The sequence below is a fragment of the Mesorhizobium sp. B264B1B genome (genome assembly GCF_020165765.1).
GTDB lineage: Bacteria > Pseudomonadota > Alphaproteobacteria > Rhizobiales > Rhizobiaceae > Mesorhizobium.
This window is the reverse complement of record NZ_JAIUIS010000002.1, coordinates 508,363-520,432: the sequence shown is the minus strand read 5'-3', so window position 1 is coordinate 520,432 and position 12,070 is coordinate 508,363. Positions and strand designations below refer to the sequence as shown.

At 64.5% G+C, this 12,070-nt stretch carries 14 protein-coding genes; 10 read left to right on the top strand and 4 right to left on the bottom strand.

What is annotated here, in order from left to right; all coding sequences use genetic code 11:
* Positions 1-75: 75 nt before the first annotated feature.
* Positions 76-975 carry an HNH endonuclease gene (locus LB547_RS06360; RefSeq protein WP_140515558.1) on the top strand — a complete coding sequence of 300 codons (900 nt, stop codon included), beginning with the start codon at positions 76-78 and terminating at the stop codon, positions 973-975.
* Positions 976-1,012: 37 nt separating this feature from the next.
* Here the strand turns inward: LB547_RS06360 and efp are convergent, their stop codons facing one another.
* The gene (efp, locus tag LB547_RS06355) at positions 1,013-1,582 is read right to left on the bottom strand and encodes an elongation factor P (RefSeq protein WP_140494213.1); all 570 of its coding nucleotides are present in this window, start codon (positions 1,580-1,582) and stop codon (positions 1,013-1,015) included.
* A 123-nt stretch (positions 1,583-1,705) separates the two neighbouring features.
* Here efp and epmA point away from each other — a divergent pair, with 123 nt between their 5' ends.
* Positions 1,706-2,752, top strand: coding sequence for an EF-P lysine aminoacylase EpmA (gene epmA / locus LB547_RS06350; protein ID WP_140515560.1), 1,047 nt, complete (start codon positions 1,706-1,708; stop codon positions 2,750-2,752).
* 26 nt (positions 2,753-2,778) lie between these two features.
* Here the strand turns inward: epmA and LB547_RS06345 are convergent, their stop codons facing one another.
* On the bottom strand, positions 2,779-3,195 hold the full coding sequence (locus tag LB547_RS06345; protein WP_140494209.1) for a VOC family protein: 417 nt from the start codon (positions 3,193-3,195) through the stop codon (positions 2,779-2,781).
* Between the two features lie 157 nt (positions 3,196-3,352).
* Between LB547_RS06345 and LB547_RS06340 the strand changes: the two genes are divergently transcribed.
* The 6 genes from LB547_RS06340 (at position 3,353) to lpxK (ending at position 8,951) form a co-directional block, all read left to right on the top strand.
* Positions 3,353-4,696 (top strand): TldD/PmbA family protein, encoded by a 1,344-nt coding sequence (locus LB547_RS06340; protein ID WP_140515562.1) that lies wholly within the window; start codon positions 3,353-3,355, stop codon positions 4,694-4,696.
* Positions 4,683-5,486, top strand: a complete 804-nt coding sequence (locus tag LB547_RS06335; RefSeq protein ID WP_140515564.1) for a 3'(2'),5'-bisphosphate nucleotidase CysQ — start codon at positions 4,683-4,685, stop codon at positions 5,484-5,486. Before LB547_RS06340 ends, LB547_RS06335 begins: the two co-directional genes overlap by 14 nt.
* A gap of 76 nt (positions 5,487-5,562) precedes the next feature.
* On the top strand, positions 5,563-5,808 hold the full coding sequence (locus tag LB547_RS06330) for a DUF4170 domain-containing protein (RefSeq protein ID WP_140494203.1): 246 nt from the start codon (positions 5,563-5,565) through the stop codon (positions 5,806-5,808).
* Between the two features lie 5 nt (positions 5,809-5,813).
* Complete coding sequence (locus LB547_RS06325) at positions 5,814-6,605, top strand: lysophospholipid acyltransferase family protein (RefSeq protein WP_140494201.1); 792 nt, start codon at positions 5,814-5,816, stop codon at positions 6,603-6,605.
* Entirely contained in the window at positions 6,602-7,918 is a 1,317-nt protein-coding gene (gene waaA / locus LB547_RS06320) for a lipid IV(A) 3-deoxy-D-manno-octulosonic acid transferase (RefSeq protein ID WP_140494199.1), read from the top strand. Before LB547_RS06325 ends, waaA begins: the two co-directional genes overlap by 4 nt.
* Position 7,919: 1 nt before the next feature.
* Positions 7,920-8,951, top strand: coding sequence for a tetraacyldisaccharide 4'-kinase (gene lpxK / locus LB547_RS06315; RefSeq protein ID WP_140515566.1), 1,032 nt, complete (start codon positions 7,920-7,922; stop codon positions 8,949-8,951).
* 92 nt (positions 8,952-9,043) lie between these two features.
* Here the strand turns inward: lpxK and LB547_RS06310 are convergent, their stop codons facing one another.
* Entirely contained in the window at positions 9,044-9,277 is a 234-nt protein-coding gene (locus LB547_RS06310; protein WP_140761690.1) for a DUF2093 domain-containing protein, read from the bottom strand.
* Between the two features lie 125 nt (positions 9,278-9,402).
* Between LB547_RS06310 and LB547_RS06305 the strand changes: the two genes are divergently transcribed.
* A complete protein-coding gene (locus LB547_RS06305) occupies positions 9,403-9,993 on the top strand; it encodes a hypothetical protein (RefSeq protein WP_224655788.1) in 591 nt (196 codons plus the stop codon).
* A 116-nt stretch (positions 9,994-10,109) separates the two neighbouring features.
* On the opposite strand, the gene LB547_RS06300 is transcribed toward LB547_RS06305, so the two are convergent.
* On the bottom strand, positions 10,110-11,036 hold the full coding sequence (locus LB547_RS06300) for a LysR substrate-binding domain-containing protein (protein WP_140656191.1): 927 nt from the start codon (positions 11,034-11,036) through the stop codon (positions 10,110-10,112).
* Between the two features lie 93 nt (positions 11,037-11,129).
* Between LB547_RS06300 and LB547_RS06295 the strand changes: the two genes are divergently transcribed.
* Positions 11,130-12,023, top strand: coding sequence for a DMT family transporter (locus tag LB547_RS06295; RefSeq protein ID WP_140656188.1), 894 nt, complete (start codon positions 11,130-11,132; stop codon positions 12,021-12,023).
* Positions 12,024-12,070: the final 47 nt, after the last annotated feature.

Below are 12,070 nucleotides of genomic sequence, written 5' to 3'. Positions count from 1 at the left end.
CAAGGTAGAGTAAGCTCCCAAGATCGAGTTTTGGTGCTACATCTCCACGGATATCCCCCAAGCTGCAGGAAGATAATGGGATTCGGGGTCTTCATTCACCGGTCAGATTCGATCTACGATGACAGTCCCGCTGAGCGATATCAGTTTCCTAGCCAGTATCTGCGTCGTGTGGAAGCATGCGTCGGTGACTGGATCATCTACTACGAACCTAGCAAAGTAGACGATACCCGTGGCTATTTCGCCGTAGCCAAGGTCCAGCAGGTTCTCCCAGATCCAGTAGCGCCTGGTATGTATCTGGCTCTGATTGAGCCGGGAACCTACCTCGATTTGGCCACTCCTGTTCCCTTCAATGGGACGGATGGTCTCGTTGAACGCGGCCTGCTTAACGACCAAGGAAGGATTTCTGGTCGCGCCCAATCGGCCGTCCGACCAATCAGTCCAAGCGACTTCAATCGCATTATCGATCTGGGCTTTGACGACCATGAGCCGTTGCTGCCACGTGTGGATCAGATCGGCATTTCATCCGGGTTTCAGGACGAAAAGGCTCCATTCCAGTTCGAGGAGGGCCGTAGTCGTGTAAGCTATATCGGATCGCGAATTGTGCGGGATCGCATTTTTCGTCGCGTTGTCTTGCGCGCCTATGACGAGCGTTGCGCGATCTCAGGTCTCAAGTTGATAAATGGCGGCGGCCGGGCGGAAGTTTCTGCCGCCCACATTCGACCGGTTGAAAAGAACGGACCCGACATCGTCAACAATGGCATCGCGCTATCCGGCACAGCGCATTGGATGTTCGATCGCGGATTGATCAGCCTGTCCGATGATCTGGAAATACTGGTATCAAGGCAGGTTAACGACCTGGAGAGTGTGCAGGGATTCATAAACAGGAGCCGCCGCGCGCTTCCACCCCGTCGGCAGGTCGAGCGCCCACATCCTCGCTTCCTGCAATGGCATCGCGAACACTGTTTCAAACAGTGAGGCGGCGCTGGCTTCCGGGTAGACGTAAGAGTTCGCCTCAGTCCTTCGCGCGCTCCACATAGGACCCATCGGCCGTCATCACCACCACGCGGGTGCCCGGCGCGATATGCGGCGGCACGGCGGTGCGCACGCCGTTGGAGAGCAGGGCGGGCTTGTAGGAAGAGGACGCCGTCTGGCCCTTGGTCGTGGGCTCGGTCTCGACCACTTCGAAGGTGGCCCGCTGCGGCAGCACCAGGGAGATGGCGATGCCGTTGAACTGCGAGACCTGAACCGGCATGCCTTCCTGCAAATAGGGGGCGGCATCGCCGACGACGGCTTCCGACACCGCCACCTGGTCGTAGGTCTCGGGGTTCATGAAGTGATAGCCTTCGCCGTCGGCGTAGAGGAAGGTGTGCTCGCGCTCCTCGACATAGGCGCGCTCCACCTGTTCGGTGGTGCGGTAGCGTTCCGAAACCTTCACCCCGTCGCCGATGCGGCGCATGTCGAGCTGCGTCACGGGCGTGCCCTTGCCTGGGTGGATGTTTTCGGCAAAGAGGATCACATAAAGCTTGCCGTCCTTGTCGACGACATTGCCTTTGCGGAGCGAACTGGCGATGACTTTCACCACGGTTTTTTATCCTGCGAGAGTTGACGGGTCTTTGCCGGCTTGTGCGGCTTTGGATGGGGGCCTAGCGCATCTCGGCGCGAACCGCCAGCCCCCAACGCGAACCAGCGCGCCTTCAAACCGCCCATGACCGCCGCTTCGCCCTGGTGGACGCCGCATGTGCATGCCGATCGCCGTTCGCGCCTGATGCTGCGCAACGGCCTTGCCGCCGCCTTGCGCGACTGGTTCGCCCGTCGCGATTTCATCGAGGTGCAGGCATCGGCCCTGCAGATATCGCCCGGCAACGAGGCGCATCTGGCGGCCTTCGCAACCGAGGCGGTCGCGCCGGACGGGCAGCGCAAGCCGCTCTATCTGCACACGTCGCCGGAATTCGCCTGCAAGAAGCTGCTCGCTGCCGGCGAGACCAGGATCTTCAGCTTCGGCCCGGTCTATCGCAACCGCGAGCGTGGCCCTTTGCACCATCCCGAATTCACCATGCTCGAATGGTACAGGGTCGGCGAAACCTATGAGAGCCTGATGCGGGATTGCGCGGATCTGCTGGCGCTGGCCGCGACAAGGGCAGGGGCCACGCGCTTCAGCTTTCGCGGCCGCGACTGCGATCCTTTCGCGGAGCCGGAGCGGCTGACGGTGGCGGACGCCTTCGCGCGCCATGCCGGGATCGATCTGCTTGCGACGGTCAGCGCCGACGGCATCACCGACCGCGATTCGCTCCATCAGGCCCTGACCGGTGCCGGCCTGCGTACCGCGCCCGACGACGGCTGGGCCGACCTGTTCAGCCGGGTGATGGTGGAGAAGATCGAGCCCAATCTCGGTATCGGCCGCGCGACCATCCTTTGCGAGTACCCGGTCGCCGAGGCGGCTCTGGCGCGACCGAGCCCACGCGACCCCCGCGTCGCCGAGCGCTTCGAGCTCTATTGCTGCGGCGTCGAACTTGCCAACGGCTTCGGCGAGTTGACGGACGCCGAGGAGCAGCGCCGGCGCTTCATCATGGAAATGGACGAGAAAGAGCGCGTCTATGGCGAGCGCTATCCGCTGGACGAGGATTTTCTCGCGGCACTCGCGGTCATGCCACAGGCCAGCGGCATCGCGCTCGGCTTCGACAGGCTGGCGATGCTGGCCACCGGCGCGCAAAAGATCGAGGATGTGATCTGGACGCCTGTTGCCGGGTCCTGAGTCCGCGCGCCACGGCTTGCACCATGTCAATGCGCGAAAATCTGCTCCAGCGAACGAAAGCCCTTGAATTCCAGCGCGTTGCCCGAGGGATCGCGGATGAACAGCGTCGCCTGTTCGCCGGGCTCTCCCTTGAAGCGGATCATCGGCCGCTCCAGCCAGTCTATGTCGGCGCGTGCTTCCAGCCGCGCGGCAAGCCGCTGCCAGTCATCCATCAAAAGCACGGCGCCGAAATGCGGGATCGGCACCGCCATGCCGTCGACCTTGCCGTCGCTGGCAGCCGGCGCGGCCGGTGGCCGCAGATGCGCCGACATCTGGTGGCCGAACAGGTCGAAATCGACCCAGGTCTCCGAAGAGCGGCCGATGGCGCAACCCAGCACCTCGCCATAGAAAGCGCGTGTTTCATCGAGATCACGGACCGGGAAGGCAAGATGGAAAGGCGTCATTGGAAATGCTCCGTGCTGGCGATGCGGTGCCGCGCTTCGCGATGGGCGGCTGAACCGATGCATTTTGATTGAAGCTTGTGCCATTGCACAAGCCGGACCGGAACAATAGATGGGGGACGGCGGCTCTCGGGCCAGCCGCAACAGCAGGATCACGCGCATGAGCGATATATCGGACGCATCAAGATTGACCGACCGCGTCGCGGCCCTGGTCGAGGCTGCCAAAAAAGCTGGCGCCGATGCCGCGGATGCCGTCGCGGTGCGTGGCCGCTCGACCGGTGTGTCGGTGCGGCTGGGCAAGATCGAAAACACCGAGGCCTCGGAAGGCGACGACGTTTCGCTGCGTGTCTTTGTCGGCCAGCGGGTGGCAAGTGTTTCCGCGACTGCCGCGTCCGACCCGAAGGCGCTTGCCGAACGTGCCGTCGCCATGGCCAGGGTCTCTCCCGAAGATCCCAACCAGGGCCTCGCGGATCCGGCGCTGCTGGCCAGGCAGACGCGCGATCTCGACCTGTTCGATGCAACAGAAGTATCGGCCGACCAGTTGAAGGAAGCGGCACTGGCCGCGGAAGCGGCGGCTCTGGCCGTCAAAGGCGTGACCAATTCGGCGGGCAGCAATGCCAGCGCCGGGCTCGGAGGGCTGGTATTGGCCACCTCGCACGGCTTCCTCGGCCATTATGTCGCCTCGCGCTTCTCGCGCTCCACGAGCGTCATCGCCGGCGAGGGTACCGGCATGGAGCGCGATTATGAATTCTCCTCGCGCCAGCATTTTGCCGACCTGGATGCGCCGGAAGACATAGGCCGCAAGGCCGGGGAACGCGCCGTGCGCCGGCTCGGCGCGCGCAAGGCCGCGACCGGACCGGTCGACGTGGTGTTCGATCCGCGCGTGGCGCGCGGCATTGCCGGCCATCTCGCGGGCGCCATCAACGGCGCTGCCGTCGCGCGCAAGACGTCGTTCCTGCGCGACATGATGGGCAAAAAGGTGGCTGCATCGGCCATTACCGTCACCGACGAGCCGCTGAGGCGGCGCGGCCAGGCCTCGCGTCCGTTCGACGGCGAAGGCGTCGAAGGCGACAAGCTTTTGATGATCGAGAACGGTGTGCTCAACCACTGGTTCCTGTCGACCTCGGCGGCGCGGGAACTGGGTCTCGTTACCAATGGACGCGGTTCGCGCAGCGGCTCCTCCGTCTCGCCGTCTTCGACCAATCTTGCCATCGAGCCGGGCGAGCGCTCGCCGGAAGAACTGATCGCCTCGCTCAAGACGGGCTTCTACGTCACCGAGGTGTTCGGGCAAGGTGTCGACATGGTGACCGGCGAATACAGCCGCGGCGCTTCCGGGTTCTGGATCGACAACGGCCAGCTTGCCTACCCCGTCGCCGAAGTCACGATCGCCTCCAACCTGAAGACGATGTTCCTCAACATGGTGCCGGCAAGCGATCTCGATCGCAATTTCGGCACCGCCGCCCCCACGTTGCTGATCGAAGGCATGACCCTTGCCGGAGCATGATCTGACCACGACTGGCGCCACGGAGGATCTGCCGCTGCTGCGCGACGCTGCCCGCAAGGCCGGCGTCATCGCCATGCGTTACTTCGGGAACAGCCCGCAGGTCTGGATGAAAGGCGGCACGTCGCCGGTCAGCGAGGCCGATCACGCCGCCGATGCGTATTTGCGCCAGACCCTGCTTGCGGCGCGACCGGATTATGGCTGGCTGTCCGAGGAGACGGTCGACGATCCAGTGCGGCTTTCGGCGCGCCGAACCTTTGTCGTCGATCCGATCGACGGCACCCGCGGCTTCCTGGAAGGCCAGCGCACCTGGTGCGTCAGCGTCGCCGTCGTGGAGCATGGCCGTTCGCTTGCCGGCGTGCTCGAGTGTCCGGCGCTTAACGAGACTTACTGGGCGCTGCCTGGTCAGGGCGCCTTCCGTAACGGCAGGCGCATCGCGGTGCGCCAGCCCGGCGACAAGGCCGAAATTTCCGGATTGAAGCAGTTGCTCGACAGGATACCGGCCGGCTGGCAGGAACGGCTGAAGCGGGCGCCCTACAGCCCTTCGCTTGCCTATCGCCTGGCAATGATCGCCAACGGCACGCTCGATGCCACTTTCGTAAAGCCGAACGCGCACGACTGGGATATCGCCGCCGCCGACCTTATCCTGCGCGAGGCGGGCGGCCAGTTGCTCGACCCGCATGGCCGCGCGCCGCTCTATGCCGGCGAGGTGACCCGCCACGGCGCGCTCGCCGCCGGCAGCGGTGAACTGCTGGCGGTGCTCGTGAGCGTCATTGCCGGACTGGATGATTGAAAGCATTATCGAAGGTTCCAAAGTCGGCGGCTTTGGTCTAGACCTGTCACAAACTCACAATATGTGAAGGACCGAAATGGCCGCGGAAGACGGAAAGAAACAGCTTTTGCACCTGGTGTTCGGCGGCGAACTGAAGAAGCTTGGCGGCACCGAATTCCGCGATCTTGACGCGCTCGACATCGTCGGCATCTATCCCGACTATCAATCCGCCCATACGGCATGGAAAGCCAAGGCACAGGCCAGCGTCGACAATGCCCATATGCGTTATTTCGTCGTGCACCTGCATCGGCTCCTCGACCCCGACCACAAGGCCGTCGGTTGACTTCGATGGACAATGATCTGGCGAAAGCGCCGCCCGGCCAGGCAACGCCAACGGGCAGGGGCCGCAGCCGCGCCACCAAGGCCTTCTGGCGCAGGATCCGCAAGCCGCTGGCGCAGTCGCGATTCGTCAAGAACATCATTGTCAGCCTGCTGGCGCAGTTCGTCCGGCTTGTGCGCCTGACCAACCGCATCGTCGACGGCTCGGCGAAGTTGACCGGCGGTGCCTATGCCCAGTTCGAGCCCGGCATCATTGCGCTCTGGCACGGCCAGCATCTGTTGACGCCGGCCTACTACCCCAAGGGCAGGCCGTTGGTCGCCATGGTGTCGCGCAGTGCGGATGCCGAACTCAACGCCCTGATGATCGAGAAATTCGGCATTGAGGCCGTGCGCGGCTCCGGCGGGCGCGATAATGCCAAACATCTCGACAAGGGCGGCGCCAAGGCGCTGATCGCCCTGAAAAAGTCGCTCGTCGCCGGCAAGAACGTCGCCATGATCGCTGACATCCCCCATGGCACGCCGCGCGATGCGGGGCTTGGCATCGTTCTCCTGGCGCGGCTCTCCGGCCGGCCGATCCTGCCGGCGGCCATAGCCACCAGCCGCCGCAAGGTGCTGGAGAAGAGCTGGGACAAGACGACCATCAACCTGCCGTTCGGCCGCTCGTCCATCATCATCGGTACACCGGTTTTCGTGCCGGCCAATGCCGATGACGCCGAGATGGAGCGCAAGCGCCTCGAAGTGACGGCCTCGCTCAATGCCGCGACCGCCGAGGCCTACCGTCTCGTGGATGCCCCGCGATGAGCGGTCGCTGGGCGCGTACCATGCTGACGGCATATCGTTTGGCGGGCGCTGTCGCCTATCCGCTGGTCGGGCCCTATGTTGCCTGGCGCACCTCGCGCGGCAAGGAAGACCGCAACCGCCGCCGCGAACGCTACGGCGTCGCCGGCCGGCCTCGCCCCGATGGGCCTGTTATCTGGATCCACGCCGCGAGCGTCGGCGAAACCATAGCTGTCGTTCCCCTGGTCGAGAGCATACTCGACTACGGCGTCAATATCGTGCTGACGACCGGCACCGTAACGTCGGCCAAGGTCGCCGACGAGAGATTGGGCGACCGCATCATCCACCAGTATGTGCCGCTCGACCTCAAGCCGGCGGTCAGCCGTTTCCTCGACCACTGGAAGCCGGATCTGGCGATCATCGCCGAATCGGAGATCTGGCCGATGACGATTCTCGAGCTTGGCGCCCGCCACGTGCCGCAGGTTCTGGTCAATGGCAGGCTGTCCGACCGCTCCTTCACGTCCTGGAAGAAGCGCCCCAACATCGCCGAGGCGCTGTTCGAGAACCTTGCCCATGTCGTTGCCCAGTCCGATGTCGACGGCGAGCGTTTCCGCGCGCTCGGCGCCCGGCCGGTAACCGTTTCCGGCAATCTCAAGGTCGACACCAACCCGCCGCCCGTCGACGAACGGGCGCTGGCCACCTTGCAGCGGCAGATTGGCGGCCGTCCGACCTGGGCGGCGATCTCGACCCATGACGGCGAGGAAGTTGTTGCCGCCGAGGTTCATGCGATGCTGCACAAGCGTCACCACGGCCTGCTGACGATCGTCGTCCCGCGCCATCCCGACCGCGCCGGGGCCCTGGCCGAGCAGATTTCCGGCATGGGCCTCAAGGTCGCGCGGCGCAGCAAGGCCGACAGGATCGGGCCCGACGTTGACATCTTGCTCGGCGATACGATCGGCGAGATGGGGCTCTATCTCAGGATGACCGAGATCGCCTTTGTCGGCCGTTCGCTCACCTCCGAAGGCGGCCAGAACCCGCTCGAGCCAGCGATGCTCGAGACGGCGGTCCTTGCCGGACGCAACGTGCAGAATTTCCGCGAGGCCTACCAGCGCCTGCTCGACAGCGGCGGCGCCAAGCTGGTGCGCGACCGCGACATGCTGGCCGGTGCGGTCAACTTCCTGCTCACCAACGAAGTCGCACGCCATGAGATGATGGCGGCCGGCGCCGCGACCGTCGATGAGATGCGCGGCGCGCTGGCGCGCACGCTGAAGTCGCTTGAGCCCTACATCCAGCCACTGGTCGTCAAGGCGCGCCTGAAGGGCGCGAACGGGCGCTAAAATGGCCTCCGAAGCACCGCCATTCTGGTGGGAGGAGCCGGACTGGCGCGTTTTCGCGCTGTCGCCGCTGTCGGCAGCCTATGCATTTGTCGCCGGACGTGGCATGCGGCGGGCCAGGCGCGAGAAGATCGAAGCGCCGGTTCTGTGCATCGGCAATTTCACCGTCGGCGGAACGGGCAAGACGCCGGTGGCGATCGCCATGGCCGAACACGCCAGGCGCATGCGGCTCAAACCCGGTTTCCTCTCGCGCGGCCATGGGGGCTCCTTCGCCGAGCCGCATGTCGTCGACATCAAACACGACAGCGCCAGGCATGTCGGTGACGAGCCGCTGCTGCTGGCCGAACACGCGCCCGTGGCAGTGACGCCGCACCGCGCTGCCGGAGCACGGCTGCTCATGGAAAACCATGGCTGCGATTTCCTGATCATGGATGACGGTTTCCAGAGCGCGCGCATCCATATCGACTATGCGCTGGTCGTCGTCGACGCGCGCTACGGCATTGGCAACGGCCGTGTCATCCCGGGCGGACCGCTCAGGGCCAGGGTCGTCGATCAGCTGGTCTTCACCAGCGGGTTGCTGAAGATGGGTGACGGCACCGCCGCCGACGCGGTGGTGCGCCAGGCGGCGCGCGCCGGCCGGCCGATCTTCGAGGCTCACACCGAGCCGAGCGGCAAGGAGCGCCTCGCCGGCAAACGTTATCTTGCCTTCGCCGGCATCGGCCACCCCGAGAAATTCTTCGACACGGTAGAGGAGGCCGGCGGCGAGGTGGCTTTGAAGCGGCCGTTTCCGGATCATCATTTCTACGCCGAGGATGAGCTTGCTGAACTGGCGGCCACCGCGCGCGCCGAAGGGCTCGGCCTCATCACCACCGCCAAGGATGCCGCCCGGCTGCGCCACGGCGCTTCGAAGGACTTTCTCGATCGTCTCGACGTGCTGGAAATCGACGCGGTCTTCGAACTCGACCACGTTCCCGAACGTATCATCGAGGAGACGCTCGATGCCTGGCGCCAGCGTAAGCTTAAGCTTAAGGGCTAAGGCGTTCAGCCTTCGATGGAATCGCCGACCCGCTCTGCTTCTTGGTTTTTACGCAACGGCGGACAGAAACGGCTGCGCATTCCGGGATTTGCTCAGCTTCGCTTGCGCAATTTCGGATGCGCCTCGATCTCGCGGCGCAATGAGGCCGCGGCGTTGATGTAGGGCTCCTGCCTCTCAACGCTCCAGTACTTCAGCTCGTCGAGCGGAATGCTTTCGCCGGTCACCGCGCAGCGCACGAACGCGCCCGGGCTCGTCACCTGGAAGTCGCCGTCGAGATAGCGAATACGGGCTTCCTTGCCGCCGGGGCCTTCGAAACGGTTCATCATGCTTTGGTGCCGAGCTTCATGCCGAGTTCATCGCCACAAATTGCCGGCAAGGTCAAGCATGGGACAAGCTCGAGGCAATGCTGATATCCTATTTGATGAGCCGAAGGGTACCATTGGTGGGGGACATGATAGACATTTCTTCCGCTCGGCTGGCTTCCTTGCTCAAGGAGGCGATGACGCCGCAGGCGGTGCCGTCGGCGAAACCCGATGCGCTCAAGGCAGCGCTGGTCAAGATGGCCATGCAACCGCCGCTGCCGGCCTTGCGCCCGCAACCGCCCTTGGAAGCGCTGGCGGCCCTGCCGCCCGCGTCGGCCGAGACGTCGCAGCAATTGGCCGCACCGCAGATCGTACGGGCCTATCAGGCGGCGATGGAGCCGGATATGGACACCGCCGGAAAGGCCGTTTCCGAGATTGCGGCGCGCAAGCAGACGTCGCCAGGCGACGAGGCTCAGCGCGGCGTGCCAGTGGCCGTCACAAGAGCCGAAGACGGCGGCGCTGCCCGGCCCGCGCCGCTCTCGTGGCCGGCGTTCGTCTCGCCGCGGGTATCCGTCGTGCAAAAGGCGTCAGCCGACAATGTGGTGCCGGGGGGCATGACCGGCCAGCCAAAGGGAGCCGCACCGGGGAATCGCGAACAAGGCGCGGTCGGCATCGGCCCCATCGCAACGGGCCTGCTGGTTGCCGCGCTCATTGCATTTGTCTGGTTGGCCATTCGCTAAAGCAAGTGTGTACGGTTTTCCCGGGAAAAGCGCGTAGCGCTTTCCCTATGGAATTGCGCAAAACGAAGACATAGAGCGGTTCGCCGTTTCCGTGAAACGGTGAACTGCTCTGAAACCTACGTGTCGGCTTCGATGAAGTGTTCGATCTTTTCCGCCGACACACCGGCCTGGGCCGCGATGCGGCGCGACAGGTCGGCGGCAGCGGCGCGGGGCCTTCCGGCGGGACGATCGAGCCAGTAGGAAACGGGATTGAGCACAACACGATCGTCGACGGCCACGACGCGCCCCGACCGTATCTGGTGTTCGGTGAGCGGCGGGCGCGCCAAGGCGATGCCCAGGCCGTGTGCGGCGGCATCGAGCACCAGATTGTAGTCTTCGAAGCGTCGGTCCTGCGGGCGCGGCCGGTAATCCGTGTCCTGCGCGGCGAACCATGCGCGCCAGCCGGATGCGTCGGAATCGTTGATCAGCGGGAATTTGAGCAGCCGGGCCGGGTCGCCGCAGCCGATCTCCGGCGCGAGGCTCGGCGAGGCGATCGGAAACAGATACTCCTCGAACAACTGCATCGAAACGCGGCCCGGGATGCGGCCGCGTCCGCAGCGCACCGACAGATCGATGCCTTCATCGGCGAGATCGGCCTGGCGGTTATCGACATCCAGCACGATGCGCAGGCGGGTGGGATCATTCTCAAGCGCCGTCATGCGTGGCATCAGCCATAGGCCGCTTACCGAGGGGATCGAGGCCAGCCGCACCACTGCGGTGCCGCGCGGTTCAACCCAGCGGTCCGAATTGACCGAGATCAACGCGAAGGCTTCGGTGGTCCTGAGATGCAGGCGATTGCCTTCATTCGTCAGCGTCACGCCGCGCGCCCCGCGTTCGAAAACCTTCAGGCCAAGCCAGCCCTCCAGCTTGGCGATCTGCCGGCTGATAGCGCCATGGGTGAGATTGAGCCTCTGCGCGGCTGCCGAAAAACTCCCCGTGCGTGCCGCTGCATCGAAGGCGCGCAGTGTCTCGAGCGGCAAGATGTCGTCTAAGCTGTGATCCATAGTCACAGCTGACCCTCGATTTGGTCGTTTGTCAATTGGTCCGAAAAAGCGTTTTCTCCCCATCGAGAGGCGAAAGAACGGGAGGACGATGAGATGAGGGCGATGACGAGCACGTTGAATCCAGCACAGCGGATGGACACCACCGCGGCCGTAGCGGTGGCGCTGACGGTGATTGGCTGGGCCTCGGCCTTTCCGGCGATCCGGGCTGGTCTCGCCGCGTTCGGGCCGCTCGAACTCGGCGCCCTGCGCTTTGCCATCGCCGCGGTACCTGCGGCGATCTTCCTTGCCGTCAGGCGGCCGACGCTGCCGCGCATAGGCGAGTTGTGGCGCCTGGCCTTTGGCGGCGCCGTTTTCGTCGCGCTCTACACCGCCATGCTCAATTTTGGCGAACTGACGGTTTCGGCCGGCGCCGCCGGCTTCATCATCAATGTCAGCCCGATCTTCACCGCCATCATGGCGATGGCGCTGCTCGGTGAACGATTTTCGACCATGGCCTGGGTCGGCACCGCCATTTCCTTCAGCGGCATCGGCATTATCGCCATGGCCGACGGACAGGGCCTGCATTTCGACACGGGTGCGCTTCTGGTGCTGGGATCGGCGCTCTGTTCGGCCGTCAACACCATCGTCCAGAAGCCGCTGTTCGCCAGCCACCATCCACTGACCATCGCGGCCTCGAACATGGTGCTCGGCGCGCTCTGCCTGGCTCCGTTCCTGCCGGCAGCTTTCTCGCAGGCGGCGGTCGCCGATATGGCGGGGCTGGGCGCGGTCATCTATCTCGGCGTCGTGCCGAGCCTGATCGCCTATGCCGCCTGGGCGACGGCGCTTTCGCGCTTGCCTGCGGCGCGTGCCTCGAACTTCCTTTATCTGGTCTCTCCCATGTCCGCCCTGATCGGCTTCTTCTGGCTGGGCGAAGTCCCGACGCTGCTCGGCCTGCTTGGCGGCGCGCTGGCGCTAGGGGGCGTGATCGTAGTGAATTTGAAACGATAAATCAGAGAGTTGCGGCTGTTTTCCGACTCAAATCCACAAGTCGCGCT